The 13,899-nt window shown below is 73.2% G+C and carries 15 protein-coding genes; 10 read left to right on the top strand and 5 right to left on the bottom strand.

All coding sequences use genetic code 11. From position 1 onward, the window contains the following. Positions 1 to 59 precede the first annotated feature (59 nt). Positions 60 to 515, bottom strand: a complete 456-nt coding sequence (locus OG505_RS18785) for a GNAT family N-acetyltransferase (RefSeq protein WP_405426125.1) — start codon at positions 513 to 515, stop codon at positions 60 to 62. Between the two features lie 52 nt (positions 516 to 567). Beyond that, positions 568 to 828: a Prokaryotic metallothionein gene (locus OG505_RS18780; RefSeq protein WP_357498562.1), complete on the bottom strand. Its 261-nt coding sequence runs from the start codon at positions 826 to 828 to the stop codon at positions 568 to 570. 317 nt (positions 829 to 1,145) lie between these two features. Between OG505_RS18780 and OG505_RS18775 the strand changes: the two genes are divergently transcribed. Both OG505_RS18775 and OG505_RS18770 read left to right on the top strand, forming a co-directional pair. After that, on the top strand, positions 1,146 to 1,898 hold the full coding sequence (locus tag OG505_RS18775) for a lytic polysaccharide monooxygenase (protein ID WP_405426123.1): 753 nt from the start codon (positions 1,146 to 1,148) through the stop codon (positions 1,896 to 1,898). Between the two features lie 63 nt (positions 1,899 to 1,961). After that, positions 1,962 to 2,549: a DUF305 domain-containing protein gene (locus tag OG505_RS18770; RefSeq protein WP_405426121.1), complete on the top strand. Its 588-nt coding sequence runs from the start codon at positions 1,962 to 1,964 to the stop codon at positions 2,547 to 2,549. Between the two features lie 9 nt (positions 2,550 to 2,558). Here OG505_RS18770 and msrB read toward each other — a convergent pair whose 3' ends face one another. Next, positions 2,559 to 2,963 carry a peptide-methionine (R)-S-oxide reductase MsrB gene (gene msrB, locus OG505_RS18765; RefSeq protein WP_139582112.1) on the bottom strand — a complete coding sequence of 135 codons (405 nt, stop codon included), beginning with the start codon at positions 2,961 to 2,963 and terminating at the stop codon, positions 2,559 to 2,561. A gap of 47 nt (positions 2,964 to 3,010) precedes the next feature. Between msrB and ligD the strand changes: the two genes are divergently transcribed. Then, on the top strand, positions 3,011 to 4,036 hold the full coding sequence (ligD, locus tag OG505_RS18760) for a non-homologous end-joining DNA ligase (RefSeq protein ID WP_405426119.1): 1,026 nt from the start codon (positions 3,011 to 3,013) through the stop codon (positions 4,034 to 4,036). A gap of 31 nt (positions 4,037 to 4,067) precedes the next feature. On the opposite strand, the gene OG505_RS18755 is transcribed toward ligD, so the two are convergent. After that, positions 4,068 to 4,205 (bottom strand): hypothetical protein, encoded by a 138-nt coding sequence (locus OG505_RS18755; protein ID WP_405426117.1) that lies wholly within the window; start codon positions 4,203 to 4,205, stop codon positions 4,068 to 4,070. 232 nt (positions 4,206 to 4,437) lie between these two features. Between OG505_RS18755 and OG505_RS18750 the strand changes: the two genes are divergently transcribed. Next, positions 4,438 to 5,688: a DUF222 domain-containing protein gene (locus OG505_RS18750; RefSeq protein WP_405426115.1), complete on the top strand. Its 1,251-nt coding sequence runs from the start codon at positions 4,438 to 4,440 to the stop codon at positions 5,686 to 5,688. A 179-nt stretch (positions 5,689 to 5,867) separates the two neighbouring features. Here OG505_RS18750 and OG505_RS18745 read toward each other — a convergent pair whose 3' ends face one another. After that, complete coding sequence (locus OG505_RS18745) at positions 5,868 to 6,287, bottom strand: barstar family protein (RefSeq protein WP_405426113.1); 420 nt, start codon at positions 6,285 to 6,287, stop codon at positions 5,868 to 5,870. Here OG505_RS18745 and OG505_RS18740 point away from each other — a divergent pair. The 6 genes from OG505_RS18740 (at position 6,280) to OG505_RS18715 (ending at position 13,890) form a co-directional block, all read left to right on the top strand. Beyond that, positions 6,280 to 6,540 (top strand): DUF2975 domain-containing protein, encoded by a 261-nt coding sequence (locus OG505_RS18740; protein WP_405426111.1) that lies wholly within the window; start codon positions 6,280 to 6,282, stop codon positions 6,538 to 6,540. The two genes, OG505_RS18745 and OG505_RS18740, sit on opposite strands and share 8 nt — an antisense overlap. Positions 6,541 to 6,544: 4 nt before the next feature. Continuing rightward, positions 6,545 to 6,760: a helix-turn-helix domain-containing protein gene (locus OG505_RS18735; RefSeq protein WP_405426109.1), complete on the top strand. Its 216-nt coding sequence runs from the start codon at positions 6,545 to 6,547 to the stop codon at positions 6,758 to 6,760. Continuing rightward, positions 6,757 to 6,885: a hypothetical protein gene (locus tag OG505_RS18730; protein ID WP_405426107.1), complete on the top strand. Its 129-nt coding sequence runs from the start codon at positions 6,757 to 6,759 to the stop codon at positions 6,883 to 6,885. The genes OG505_RS18735 and OG505_RS18730 overlap by 4 nt, the downstream gene beginning before the upstream one ends. Positions 6,886 to 6,993: 108 nt before the next feature. Then, the gene (locus tag OG505_RS18725; RefSeq protein WP_405426106.1) at positions 6,994 to 10,191 is read left to right on the top strand and encodes an FtsX-like permease family protein; all 3,198 of its coding nucleotides are present in this window, start codon (positions 6,994 to 6,996) and stop codon (positions 10,189 to 10,191) included. Next, on the top strand, positions 10,188 to 12,893 hold the full coding sequence (locus OG505_RS18720) for an FtsX-like permease family protein (protein WP_405426103.1): 2,706 nt from the start codon (positions 10,188 to 10,190) through the stop codon (positions 12,891 to 12,893). The genes OG505_RS18725 and OG505_RS18720 overlap by 4 nt, the downstream gene beginning before the upstream one ends. Position 12,894: 1 nt before the next feature. After that, on the top strand, positions 12,895 to 13,890 hold the full coding sequence (locus OG505_RS18715) for an ABC transporter ATP-binding protein (RefSeq protein WP_405426101.1): 996 nt from the start codon (positions 12,895 to 12,897) through the stop codon (positions 13,888 to 13,890). Positions 13,891 to 13,899: the final 9 nt, after the last annotated feature.

Genomic DNA, 13,899 nt, shown 5'->3' with positions numbered 1-13,899 from the left:
CCCGTGCCTATTGCGTTGCTCCCGCGATGGCTCTACCCGGCACGATGCCAGGCCAATCGTCAGACGTCAATGAGCTGGCGGTGCATCGGGGTGTGCGGGATGCCGTCCTCGACGTACTCCGGGCCGCTCACCGCGAAGCCGTGCCGGGCGTAGAAACCGACCAGGTGCGACTGGGCCTCCAGCACGCAGGGCCGGTTGCCGACGAGGTCCAGCGCCGCCGTCATCAGCCGGCCCGCCTGCCCGCCGCCGCGCGCCTTCGGGGCCACCGCCACCCGACCGATCCGGGCGGCGCCGTCGGGGTCGGCGAGGATCCGCAGGTACGCCAGCGGCGCGTCGCCATCGGTCAACCAGAGGTGGCGCGTGCTCGGCTCCACGTCGCGCCCGTCGAGTTCGGGGTAGGGGCAGTTCTGCTCCACAACGAACACGTCGATGCGCAGCTTGAGCAGGTCGTGGAAGGTGCGGGTGTCCAGGTCGGCGAAGGACGCCGCCCGGATCTCGGTGGTCTGCTGGGGCACGCACCGATCGTAGGCCGAGCAGGCTCACGCGGCGTCCGCGCGGGAAGTGTGGTCAGGCGGGGCGGGCGCCGACGGCGTCGCGGATCTCGGCGCCCTCGGCGCCCTCGACCGCGCGGGCGCAGTGCCCGCAGCAGAAGAACCGACCGTTGACCTCCACGCCGTGCCCGACGATTTTGATCTGGCAGTGTTCGCAGATGGGTGCCAGGCGGTGGATCGCGCACTCGAACGAGTCGAAGGTGTGCACGTCACCGCTGACGGTGTGCACCTCGAACGCCATCCAGTAGTCGTTGCCGCAGACCTCGCAGGTTGCCACCGAAAACCCCCCGTATCAGGATATGTGCCATCAGACTCCCCCAGGGCAGGGCGGCGGCGGGCGAATTACCGCCAGCTGGCCGGGCTGAGCGGCGTGTCGGCTCCGGCGTGTCGTCCGTTAGGTCCGATGAGCGCCGTAACCCCGGAGGATCGCCATGATCGAGACGGCCGACGAGGTCGACGACCGCGGCGGCCTGCTGCGACTCTGAGGAGCGAAGTCGTCACCATCGATGTATTTATCGACCGCACCCTTTACTGTTAATAAAGTTTAAATTACCTTGGGGGCACCTCACCGCACCTGGAGAAGGAGCTGCCCCCATGCGTCGAAGAATCACCGTCCCGCTGGTGGCGGCGGGCGCTGTCGCCGCCACCCTCACCGTCGCCGCGCCCGCCCAGGCGCACGGCTACGTCTCCGCCCCACCGAGCCGGCAGGCGCTCTGCGCGCAGGGCCGGGTGCCCGACTGCGGGCAGATCAAGTACGAGCCGCAGAGCGTCGAAGGGCCCAAGGGCCTCAAGAGCTGCAACGCCGGCATCGCCCAGTTCGCCGTCCTCAACGACGACAGTCGGGGCTGGCCGGCCACGTCGGTCGGCAGCTCGCTGACCTTCACCTGGGTCAACACCGCCCGGCACGCCACCAGCAACTGGGAGTACTGGATCGGCAACACCCGCGTCGGCGTGGTCAACGGCAACGGGCAGCAGCCGGGCGCGACGGTCTCGCACACCGTCAACCTGGGCAACTTCTCCGGCCGGCAGAAGATCCTCGCGGTGTGGAACATCGCCGACACCGCGAACGCGTTCTACTCCTGCATCGACGTGCAGATCGGCGGCGGCGGGTCGACGCCCACCCCCACGCCGACGCCGACCACCTCACCCACGCCGCGGCCCACCACCAGCCCGACCACGGCGCCGACGACCCCGCCCGCGACGGGTGGCACCTGGACCGCCAACCGGGCGTACCAGGTCGGCGACCAGGTCACCTACGGCGGCCTGACGTACCGCTGCCGGCAGGCCCACACGGCGATCCCCGGCTGGGAGCCGCCGAACGTACCGGCCCTCTGGCAACAGGTCTGACCCGCACGGGTGCGGCCCCGGCCGCACCCGTGTCGCCGTCCCCGGATGATCGGAGCCCTCGGCATGCCCCGCGCAACCCTGCTGACATGCCTGGTCGTCGCGTCGCTGCTCACCGCCTGCGCCGGGCCGACGGAGCGCCCGCCAGCTCCCGCGTCCCCGGCCGCGTCGGCCACGGCCGGGCCCGCGGCGGCCGGAGCGCCGCCGGCCGGAGCCGAGATGAGCGGCATCGACGTGGTGTTCCTGAGCACGATGGTCGGGCACAGCGAACGCACGTTGCAGATCGTCCGGCTCGTCCGGGACCGGCTGCGCGACGACGCGCTGCGCACCCTGGCCGCCGCCATCGAGGCGACCGAGGCCGACGAGCTGTCGGCCATGCGCGGTTGGCTGCCCACGACCGGGCCGGGCATGAGCACGGCCGGGCACGACCACGCCGGGCACGGCGACGACACCGCGCTCGACCGGCTGCGGGCCGCGTCGGACGCCGACGTCGACCGGGTGCTGCGCGAGGTCCTCGCCGACCACCAGCGGGCCGCCGCCGGCCTGGCCCGGGCCCAGGTCGACGTCGGCCGCAACGAGCGGGTCCGCGACCTGGCCCGGCGGATCGACCAGTCCCGCAGCGCCGAGGTCGAGCTGCTCAGGGGTACGCCCTGAGCGTGCCCGTCAGCGCGGTTCCAGCCGGACCGAGATCGAGTTGACGCAGTGCCGGGTGTCCTTCGGGGTGAAACCCTCGCCGTGGAACACGTGCCCGAGGTGGCTGTCGCAACGGGCGCAGCGGATCTCCGTACGGGCCATGCCGAGGCTGCGGTCCTCGATCTCCTTGACCCGGCCCGGGATGGCGTCGTCGAAGCTCGGCCACCCGCAGTGCGAGTCGAACTTCGTGTCGCTGGAGAAGAGTTCGAGACCGCAGGCGCGACAGTGGTAGACCCCCTGGGTCTTGGTGTCCACGTACTCGCCGGTCCACGGGCGTTCGGTGCCGGCCTCCCGCAGGACGTGGAACTCCTCGGGGCTCAGGCGGACACGCCACTCGTCCTCGGTCTTGGGCAGGTTGTTGTCGTCAAGACTCACCTGTCAACGGTACGTCGAACGTCGGGGGCGTGGCATAAGGTCGCGGGATGGGTGGCACCAAGGCAGCGGCCGCCGAGGTCGAGGTGGCCGGGCGCAGCGTACGGCTGAGCAGTCCGGACCGCGTGATCTTCCCGCAGCGGGGGTTCACCAAGGCGGACGTCTTCCACTACTACCTGGCGGTCGGCGACGGGATCATGCGCGCCCTGCGGGACCGGCCCACCACGCTGCAACGCTTCCCCGAGGGCGTCGAGGGTGCGGCGTTCTTTCAGAAGCGGGTGCCCACCCGGGGCGTGCCGCCCTGGGTGACCACCGCCCAGATCACCTTCCCCAGCGGTCGCAGCGCGGCCGAACTCTGCCCGGCCGATCTGGCGCACGTGGCCTGGGCGGCACAGATGGGCACGATCGTCTTTCACCCGTGGCCGGTGCGCGCCGCCGACGTGGACCGCCCCGACGAGCTGCGCATCGACCTCGACCCGCAGCCCGGCACCGACTTCGCCGACGCGGCGCGGGCCGCCGGCGAGGTCCGCGCGCTCCTCGACGAGCTGGGCGCGACCGGCTGGCCGAAGACCTCCGGGGGCCGCGGCGTGCACGTCTACCTGCGCATCCAGCCCCGCTGGACGTTCACCGAGGTGCGTCGCGCCACGATCGCGCTGGCCCGGGAGGTGGAGCGCCGCAACCCCGACCTGGTGACCACCGCCTGGTGGAAGGAGGAGCGCGGCACCCGGGTCTTCGTCGACTACAACCAGATGGCCCGGGACCGGACGATCGCCTGCGCGTACTCGTTGCGGGCCAACGCCCGGGCCACCGTCTCCACCCCGGTCACCTGGGACGAGCTGCCCGACGTCGAGCCGGACGACTTCGACCTGCGCAGCGTCCCGACCCGGCTCGCCAAGCAGGGCGACCCGCACGCCGGCATCGACGACGCCCCGTGGGACATCACGCCGCTGCTGGAGTGGGCCGAGCGCGACGCCGCGGCCGGCCAGGGCGACCTGCCCTACCCGCCGGACCACCCGAAGATGCCCGGCGAACCCAAGCGCGTGCAGCCCAGCCGCGCCAAGCGCGAGAGCGCCTGACCCGGCCCGCTCACGTCGGCGCCCGGCCCGCTCACGTCGGCGGTCGGGCGGTCCACGCCAGGAACCTGGCGAACAGCTCCGCCGGGTCGGGCGCCGGATCGGGGTTGAGTCGGCACAGGTCGGCCGCGGCGTCGAACAACTGGCTGGCCATGTAGATCGACAGCGCCACCCGATCCGCCCGGCAAGCAGCGGGTTTACGTGATCAACAGCCACCGCAACTTCCCGGAGCCGGTCGCAGACTTGGTGCAGGGCAAGGTCTGGCGGAGGTCGGACGTTGCGGCGTGGATCAGGCAGCACCGCCCGGAGTTGGCAGATGGCGGCGCCTGACCTCGCAATACCGGGTGCGGTCCGTCGATGTTCGGACGGCCGAAAGTGTCGTACACCCGTTCTAAAATTCGCCTGTGATCGATGAGTTGGCGCGGGTGGAGAGTGCGGTGGCGACCTGCGCCGACACTGCCGCCTGGGCCCTGTCCGAGCATGACCTGATCGCGACGATCGATGCCACTCACCGGCTGCAACAGCGTCTGGCCGCGGTGCAGGTGGCGGCGGTGCGCGAGTTGGACGGCCGGGGCACCGCGGTCGCGCAGGGTGCGTCCTCGACGGCGGTGTGGCTGCGTCACCGCCTGCGCCTTGACGTCGCCGCCGCCCGTCGGCTGGTCGGGCTCGCTGCCTCGCTCGACGTGGCACCGCCCGGCGTGCGGGCAGCCCTGGCGGATGGTGCGGTCAGCGTCGAACAGGCCCGGGTCATCGTCGACGCGGCCGCCACCGTGTCGGCCTCAGCGGGTGCCGAGGTCGCCGACAAGGCCGTCGGCGTGCTGGTGGAGTGGGCCGAGCAGTTCGATCCCACCCTGCTGCGCAAGATGGGCACTCGGATCCTCGACCACGTCGCCCCAGACCTCGCCGATGCTGCCGCCGCGGCGGCCTTGAAGGCCGAGGACGCGCGAGCCGCCCGCGACCGGCACGTCACCATCTCCGAGCAGACCGGCGGTCGACTGCGGGTCGCCGGCACGCTCGACGCGGAGGCCGCCGCGCTGCTGCGCGCCGCCATCGATCCGCTCACCGCGCCCTCCGGGCCCGACGACAGCCGAAGCCCCGGGCAGCGCCGCCACGATGCCCTCGCCGACGTGTGCCGGCTCGCCCTGCGTACCGGTGAGCTGCCCGAGCACGGCGGCGATCCCGCCCAGGTCGTCGTCACCACCAGTTACGACGGCCTGACGCGGCAACTGGATGCCGGTGCCCTCGACATCGGCCCGCACCTCACCCCCGACTCAGTGCGTCGGCTCGCCTGCGATGCCGGCATCCTGCCTGCCGTGCTGGGCGGTGCCGGCCAGGTTCTCGATGTGGGCCGACAGCGCCGTCTCATCTCTGGTCCGCTGCGTCGAGCTCTGGTCCTCCGGGACGGCGGCTGCGCGTTCCCGGGCTGCGACCGGCCGCCGCGCTGGTGCGCTGCCCACCACATCCGCCACTGGGTCGACGGTGGCCCGACCAGCCTCGACAATGCCGTCCTGCTCTGCGGCCACCACCACCGACACGTCCACCAGGGCGACTGGGTCGTCCGCCTCGGCGGCGACGGCCACCCGGAGTTCGTGCCGCCGGCCTGGCTCGACCCGGAGCAACTGCCGCGCCGCAACCACTACCACCGGCGAACGTAGGCGATCGGCACTCGGGCTCGTTCTCGCCAGCGATTCCCGGACGTGATTTCCGACCGGGCCGTTGCGGCGCGCTGCGAGGTGGGGTGCTGCGAGGTGGGGTGGTCGCAACCGGCGGCGTGGGTGTCCACCCGCTCGGGTTCGGCGCCGACGGCTCAGGAGTTCGGTTCGTCCGCCACGGTTCAGAGTAGTTCGAGGAGGATGCCGTTCTCGGAATCCTCGCCGCGTGGGCCGTGGTCGCGGATGATTTCGACGATCATGTCGAACAGCGTCTGCCCCTGGCCGCGTCGCGCGTTGCGGAGCCTGGCCTCGATGTCGGCCCGGTTCGACGGGTGGCAGGTGCGCAGGATCTGCTCCAGCCAACGGACCGTCGCGTCATGACCGAGTGCCGCCCGCGACGTGTCGGAGTTGAGCCACCTGAGCACCCACGGTGTCTCCGGGGTGCCGAAGCCTCCGTGCAGGATGTCGTTGAAGGCGTCGAGGTTTCCGTTCCACGTGGCGTGCGGCAGCAGCCGCGAGAACTCGCGTACGAAGCCGGCGAAGTCGACGAACGAGGCGCCGTCGATGCTCAGCACGGGGAGGGCGTCGCTCTGGTTGGTCACGGTCCGAGTATGCGGGCTCCACCCGCACGAGGCGTCCCTGAAGGGGGTCGACCTGATCGTGTGGGCCATCGGCGCGGGGTGGGTGGTGCTGGTGGGCGTCTTCCTCTACGTCGGCTTCAACGCGGACGACCCGGGCGGCCCGATCCTGCGGTTCCTGTTGACGATGGGCGTCACGGTGCTCGGGCTCCTCATGGTCGTGATGCGCGCGCTGTGCGGCAGGCCACCACGCTGCGGACCGACACGGAAACGGTGATCTGATGCCCATCATCGTCCGCATCGACGTCGAGTTGGCCAAGCGCAAGATGAGCGTCGGCGAGTTCGCCGAGCGCGTCGGGCTCAGCCCGGCGAACGTGGCGGTCCTGAAGAACGGCCGCGCCAAGGCCGTCCGCTTCAGCACCCTGGAAGCGATGTGCCGAGTGCTCGACTGTCAGCCCGGAGACCTGCTCGAGTGGGTCGAGGAGGAAACCCCATGAGCTACGTCATCGCCGCCCTCGTGTACGCAGGAGCCGACGACTCGCCGGGCCTCCAGCTCATCGGTGCCCTGCTCGTCGTTGGAGCGGTGGTGTTCGCGGTACGGACGGTCCGCCGCGGAACGTGACCACGCCGGTCGTACTCGTAATAACGATCATGTAACGGGCGCGAACCTTTCCCCGTAGGTGACCGGTCTTGAAGGTCGTCGGCCCGCCAGGGCCAGGGGAGGCGTCGGATGAAGCTGGTGTGGAGGCGGGCCCGCGAGGCGCGGGGTCTGCTGGTTGCCGCGGTGATCGCCGCCCTGGTGGCCGTAGCGTTGGTCACCGGTCTGTCCGACTACAACCGCCGGGCGGTGGACGCCGGGCAGCGAGCACTGGTCGCCGCGTCGCCGGCCGAGGAACGCGGCCTGCTCATCAGCGGCGCCGGCGGCCGTGACGCCGCCGAGTTCGCCACCCGCGACCAGGCGGCACGGGCCCAGTTCGCCGACGGGCTCGCCGGGGTCCCGGTCACCGTCGCCGGGGCCCGGTACGGCACCGGCCGGGAGCTGACCGGCGACCTCGGCTCGGTGCCGCGCACGGGCGACGAGCCGATCTTCGCGAACCTGGCCACCCTCGACGACCTGGCCGCGCACGCCGAGCTGGCCAGCGGAGCGTGGCCGCGTCCCGGAGCGAAACCCGTCCAGGTGAGCCTGCCGGAACGGGTCGCCACGACACTCGGCCTCACCACCGGCGAGCGGATCCCGCTGCGGGACCGCTCCACCGAGAAGGCCAGTGAGGTGGTGCTCGCCGGCACCTGGCGGCCCCGCGACCCGACCGAGGCGTACTGGCTGCTGGCCCCCGGTGTGGGTGCGGGCAGCGTCGGGTCGGCCACCTCGTACGGGCCGTTCGCGCTGGACCCGGCCGACTTCGCGACCGCCTTCCCGGGCTCGGTGACGGCGTCCTGGCTGGCCGAACCGGACCTCGGCGGCGTCAACGCCGGTGACCTGCCCGCGGTGCGGACCGCCGTGAACGCGGCCTCGACGGCGGTGCCGGAGGCCGCCCAACTGGGCAGCTCGGCGCAGTCCCTGACGAAGATGGACCAACTGCTCGACCGGATCGCCCGCGCCGACCTGGTGGGACGCTCCGCGCTGGCCACTCCGCTGCTGCTCATCCTGGTGCTCGGCGGGTACGCGCTGGTGCTGGTCGCCGCCCTGCTGCACGAGGACCGCCGTCCGCAGACCGCGCTGCTGCGCGCCCGGGGCGCTGCCCGGAGCCAACTCGCGGGCCTGGCCGCCCGGGAGGCGACCCTCGTGGTGGCGCCGGCCGCCCTGCTCGGGCCGGTGCTCGCCGGGGAGGCGCTGCGGTTCGTCCGGCCCGGCGGGGCGGCGGAACTGTCCGTCGCCGGCGGCAACGCCACCCTGGTCTGGGCGGCTGCCGCGGCGACCGCCGCCGGATGCCTGGTGGCCATGGTCGCGCCGACGCTGCGCGGGGCCGGCACGTACGTGGCCGACATGGCCGCCCGGTCCCGGCCGAACCGGTCGGCGAGCATCCAGCGGGCCAGCGTCGACCTGGTGCTGGTCGCACTCGCCGTGCTCGCCTGGGTGCAACTGCGCCGGTACGCCTCACCGCTGGCCGGCTCGAACGGCCGTCTCGGGCTCGACCCGCTGCTGGTGGCCGCCCCGACCCTCGGTGTGCTGGCCGGGGCCGTGCTGGTGCTGCGGGTGCTCCCGCCGCTGACCCGGTTCGCCGAACGGTTCGTCGACCGGCGGCCGTGGACGGCCACCATGTTCGGCATGTGGCAGGCCGGCCGGCGTCCGCACGCCGGGCCCGTGCTGCTGCTCGCCCTCGCCGTCGGCGGGAGCACCCTGGCCTGGTCGCTGGTCAGCACAGGCGAGCGGTCCCAGGTCGAGCAGGCCGGCCACACGGTCGGCGCCGACCTGCGGGTGACCGAGCGGGCCGGCGCCGCCCCGCCGTCCCGAGCCGGTCAGCTCGCCGCGCTGCCGGGTGTGCACCGGGCAGTGCCGGCGTGGCGCGACGAGATACGGGTCGGCCGCAGGGACCTGCCCGTGACCGTGATCGGGTTCGACCCGGCCAGCGCGGCCGGCGTCGTCCGGCTCGCCGACCGGCTCAGCGACGAGCCGGTGTCGACGCAGTACCAACGGATGGTCGCCGCGCGTGGCGCCCCCGCCGGCGTCGAACTGCCCGTCGGCACCCGTGCGATCACCGGCACGGCTCGCACCCCCGTCGGCCAGGCCGTCCGGCCACAGCAGATCGCGGTGGCGCTGCTGGTCACCAGCTCCGACGGGCTCGCCTTCCGGCTGCCGGCGGTCAGCGCCACCAGCGACGGGCGGGCTGCGCCGTTCACCGTGCAGTTGCCCGACATGGGCCCGGCGCGGCTGCGGCTCGCCGGCTTCGAGGCCGACGGCGGGGCGGCAGCCGGGAACTCGTACCAGCTCCAGGTGGACGGACTGACGCTCGTCGGCGCGGACGGGACCACGCGACCCGCCGAACTGACCGGGGACTGGATCACCACGACCGGCCGCCAGGCCGGCAACCAGGCGCCCGCCGTGGCGCGGTCCACCGCGACGGGGGTCGCCGCGAGCTACCCGGTGGAGGTGATCCCCGGCGGGCAGTTCGCCTACCAACCGCCCACCCGGTTCGCCATCGTGCCCGCTGGGCAGATCGCACCCGTTCCGGTGCTGATGACCGCCGGAGTACGTGACGCGTTGAGCCTGCGCACCGGCGACACCTTCAACCTGACCCTCTCCGGCGCGTCCGTGCCGGCCCGACTGCTCGGCGAACTGGACTCCGTGCCGACCACCACCGGCGAGGGCGTGCTGCTCGACCTGCCCACGGCGGTCGACGCGCTGATCCGCGCCGGCGGGACCGTCCGGCCGGTGCCGGAGTGGTGGATCGGCGCCGACGACCCGGCGGCTGCGGCCCGCGCCACCGGTGAACTGACCGGCGTCACCGTCCTCGACCGGCGAGCCGTGATCGAGGCCGCCGCCGACGACCCGTACTGGCGCGGCTCGCGCACCGGGATGCTCGCCGCGGCGCTCGGGGCGGTGCTGCTCGCCCTGGTCGGTCTCATGGTCGACGTGTGGGCCACCGCCCGGCGTCGGGTGGGCGAGTTCGCGGTGCTGCACACCCTCGGCGCGACACCTCGGCTGCTGGCCCGGGCGTTGCTGGCCGAGCAGACCTTCCTGGCCGGCATCGGCGTCGGGGTCGGGCTGCTGCTCGGCGCCACCGTCGGGGCCACCATGGCTCCACTGGTCATCCTCACCCCGGCCGCCGGCCGGCCGGTGCCCCCGGCGGCCTTCGCGCTGCCCTGGGTGCCCATCGGCCTGACCGCGGTCGGCCTGCTGCTGGCGGCGCTCGCCTTCAGCGCGTTCATCGCCGCCGGCATCCGTCAGCGGGTGGCGGCGGTGCAGCTGCGAATCGGGGGAGAACGATGAGCGTCGGCGCGGCCGCCCGCCGGGTCCGGGCGTACGGCGGGCAGTTCCTGCTGCTGGCGGTGCTGACCCTGGTGGTCACCCTCCTGGTCAGCGGAGTGCCCCGACTCGTCAACCGGCTCGCGGAACAGGGGTTGCGGGCGCAGCTCACCAATGAGCCCGCCGCTCGCCGGGACCTTTCGTACACGTCGAACTCCGCCGTTCCCACGACGAAGACGGCGATGGCCGAGTCGCAGGAACGGTTCGACGGCCTGGTCGCGGCGATGCCGCCCCGGGTACGCTCGGCCGTCACCGAGCGGTGGCACCGGGTGGACCTCCCCCCGACCCGACTGGTCGGACCGGACCTCGCGGCCCGCAAACTGCTGGTCGATCTGGGTCTGCGGGCCATGCCCGGGATTCAGGATGCCGGCGCCCTCGTCGAGGGCACCTGGCCCAGTGAGACGTACGTCCCGGACCGGCCGATCGAGGTGGCGCTGGACGTCGACGTGGCCCACAAGCTCAACCTGCGTGCCGGCAGCCGGCTGCGGATCGGCACCGTCGACCTCGCGGGCACCTTCGGCAACCCGAAACCGGTGGTGGTGTCCGGGTTGTTCCGGCCCATCGACCCCGCGGACGGGTTGTGGGACGGACTGCCGCAGCTGCTGCGGGTCATCGAACCGAGCGGCGACGGCCAGCCGTTCACCATCACCGGCGTGATCGCCCAGTCCGCCATGAACAAGCGGGCCGCGGAGGGCTGGCCGATCCAGTCCGAGTGGCGGTACCGACTGGGCATCGACCGGATCGACGCACGCGGTCTGGACCAGATGATCGGCGGCCTGCAGGAGATGCAGCGCAACGTTCCGCCGGGCTTCACGCTGACCGTCGGCGTCGACGTTCCGCTGCGGGCCTTCGCCGCCCAGGTGAACGCCGCCCGTACCCTGCTCGCCGTCATCGGCGCCGGTGTGCTGGCCACCCTGGCCGGTCTGATCGTGCTCGCGGCCACCCTGGCCACCCGCCGGCGTCGCTCGGAGTTCGCGTTGATCCGGGCCCGTGGCGGCGCCGCCACCGCCGGCGCCCGTCGCAGTCTGGCCGAGTCACTGCTGGTGGTGCCGGTCGCCGCCCTGGTCGGCTGGTTGCTCGGCACCCTGTTCCCCGGCGCTCCGGATCCGACCGCCCCGTACGCCGCGGCGGCGACCGTGCTGGTCACCCTGGCGCTGCCGCTGGCGACACTGGCGGTGCCAAGCGGCGGTGTCGCTCGCCGGGACCTGGTCCGGGTGCGCCCGTCGGCCCGCCGGCTCACCGTCGAGGTCTCCCTGCTGCTGCTGGCCGGGCTCGCCGCGGTGCTGCTGCGCCGACGCGGGCTCACCCTCGGCGAGGTGGACCCGCTGCTGGTGTCCGTGCCGGTGCTGCTCGCGGTCGCCGCGGCGGTGCTCGCGCTGCGCGCGTACCCCTGGCCGTTGCGGTTGGTCAGCCGGCTGGCCGCGCGCACGCGCGGCAGCGTGACATTCCTCGGCACCGCGCGGGCCGGGCGATCCGCCGTCGCCGCGCCGCTGGTCGTCGTGGTGCTGGCGATCGGCACCGCGGCGTTCTGCGCGGTCGTCGCCGCCGGCGTCGACGCCAGCCGTGACCGGGCCGTGGAGCGGATCGTTCCCGCCGACGCGGTGATCCGGGGGGAACGTTTCGCCCCGGACACGGTCGAGGCGCTGGCCGGTCTGCCCGGCGTCCAGGCCGCCACCCCGGTCCTGATCGAGCCGGGCGAGCGGCTGGCAAGCGACGAGGTCGGCACCGACGCCCGGGTCGGGCAGACCACGGTGCTGCTGGTCGACGGACCCGGACTGGCCAGGGTGACCGGCGACTCAGAGCTGGACGTGACGGTGCCGGACGCGTTGCGCTCCGCCCGGGCCGAACCGGGACCGCTGCCCGCGATCGTGTCCCCGGCCGTCGCCGCCGACCTGTCGCGCACGGGCCTGCAGGGCTCGGCGTTCGTGTCGGTGCAGGGGCAACGGTACGAGTTCCGGGTGGCCGGCGCGCAGGACAGCTTCCCGCTGTTGGCGGCGAGCACCAGCCGATTCGTCATCCTGCCCTGGCAGGCGCTGCCGCCGCGGAACACCACGCCCGTGCCGACCAGCCTGCTGGTCGCCGGGGACCGGCTCGATGTGGAGGCGCTACGGCAGGCCGGTGACCAGGGCCAGCTGCGCTACCAGCAGCAGGGCGCGGTCACCGGCCGGGAACGGCCGCTCGGGGTCACCGTCGACACCCGAGCGGGCGTACGACGGGACCTCGGGGACGGTGGCGCGAACGGTGTGCTGGCCTTCGGGTTCGTGGCGGGCGCCGCCGGCGGCACCGCGCTCGGACTGCTGGCCATCGCGTTCACCGTGCTGGCCGGCGCGCGGGCCCGGGGGCAGGTGCTGTCCCGGCTGCGCACCCTCGGCCTGTCCCGCCGGCAGTGGCGGGGGCTGCTGCTGGTCGAGCTGGCCCCGCTGGTCGGGGTGTCGGTGCTGACCGGCGCGCTGGTCGGCGCGGTGCTCCCGCTGGTGCTCAATCCGGTGCTCGGCCTGTCCGCGTTCACCGGCGGAATGCCGGTCCGGGTGGCGTTCGAACCCGGCCTGGTCGTCGCGGTGTTCGCACTCGGGGCGGTCGCCCTCGGCTTCGCGGTCGCCGTCGAGGCCCTGAACAACCGCCGGCTGCGCCTCGGCGAGGTGCTCCGGCTCGGAGAGGAGAGCTGAGATGACCGTTACCGCACAGACGTCACTGGTGCCCGACCTGGCCGCCCTGCAACACAGGGCCGCGCAACGCGCTGCCGAGCGCGCCGGCGGGCAGGACCGACTGCGCGGACACATCGTCTGCGACGGTCTGGTGCGCATCTTCAAGACCGAGGGGGTGGAGGTCGTCGCCCTGCAGGGTCTGGACCTGGTCATCGACCGGGGTGAGCTGGTGGCGATCGTCGGCGCGTCCGGCTCGGGCAAGTCGACCCTGCTCAACATCCTCTCCGGTCTGGACACGCCGACCGCCGGCATCGCCCGGGTGGCCGACTACGATCTGCTCTCGCTGTCGGCCAAGCGACGGTTGAGCTACCGGCGTGAGCTGGTCGGGTTTGTCTGGCAGCAGACCGGCCGCAACCTGCTGCCGTACCTGACCGCGCTGGAGAATGTCGAGTTGCCGATGCAGTTGGCCGGCAAGCGCGGCGCCAAGGCCCGCCGGGAACGGGCCCGGGAACTGCTCGACATGGTCGGCGTGGGCTACTGCGCGGACCGCCGGCCGGGCCAGCTCAGCGGCGGCGAGCAGCAGCGGTGCGCGGTGGCGGTGGCGGTGGCCAACGACCCGGAGGTGCTCTTCGCCGACGAGCCGACCGGTGAACTGGACGAGGCCACCGGCGCGGAGGTCTTCGCGGCGCTGCGCACCATCAACGCCGAACTGGGCGTGACCATCGTCGTCGTCACCCACGACCACGCCGTGGCCACCCAGGTCCGCCGGACCGTCGCGATCCGCGACGGCCGAACCGCCTCCGAGGTACGCCGGACCGCGCGCGTCGGCGCGGACGGCAACACCGAACTGGTCAGCGAGGAGTACGCGGTGCTGGACCGCAACGGCCGGATGCAGTTGCCGGCCGCGTTCGTCGACGCGCTGTCGCTGAAAGAACGGGTCCGGCTCGATCTGGAGCCCGACCACGTGCAGGTACGGCCCGGTGACCGGGCCTCGGACGAGCGGGAGGCACGGGCGTGAGCCCTCAGG

The sequence above is a fragment of the Micromonospora sp. NBC_00617 genome (assembly GCF_045161355.1).
In the GTDB taxonomy this organism is placed as follows: domain Bacteria; phylum Actinomycetota; class Actinomycetes; order Mycobacteriales; family Micromonosporaceae; genus Micromonospora.
Note: the sequence above shows the minus strand (reverse complement) of the source record. Positions and strands in the feature narration are given on the sequence as shown.

What these genes read in the sequence shown, in the direction of transcription:
- OG505_RS18775 (WP_405426123.1), top strand. Translation starts at nt 1,146, where the DNA reads ATGCGTCGAAGAATCACCGTCCCGCTGGTGGCGGCGGGCGCTGTCGCC.
- OG505_RS18770 (WP_405426121.1), top strand. Translation starts at nt 1,962, where the DNA reads ATGCCCCGCGCAACCCTGCTGACATGCCTGGTCGTCGCGTCGCTGCTC.
- ligD (WP_405426119.1), top strand. Translation starts at nt 3,011, where the DNA reads ATGGGTGGCACCAAGGCAGCGGCCGCCGAGGTCGAGGTGGCCGGGCGC.
- OG505_RS18735 (WP_405426109.1), top strand. Translation starts at nt 6,545, where the DNA reads ATGCCCATCATCGTCCGCATCGACGTCGAGTTGGCCAAGCGCAAGATG.
- OG505_RS18730 (WP_405426107.1), top strand. Translation starts at nt 6,757, where the DNA reads ATGAGCTACGTCATCGCCGCCCTCGTGTACGCAGGAGCCGACGACTCG.
- OG505_RS18725 (WP_405426106.1), top strand. Translation starts at nt 6,994, where the DNA reads ATGAAGCTGGTGTGGAGGCGGGCCCGCGAGGCGCGGGGTCTGCTGGTT.
- OG505_RS18720 (WP_405426103.1), top strand. Translation starts at nt 10,188, where the DNA reads ATGAGCGTCGGCGCGGCCGCCCGCCGGGTCCGGGCGTACGGCGGGCAG.
- OG505_RS18715 (WP_405426101.1), top strand. Translation starts at nt 12,895, where the DNA reads ATGACCGTTACCGCACAGACGTCACTGGTGCCCGACCTGGCCGCCCTG.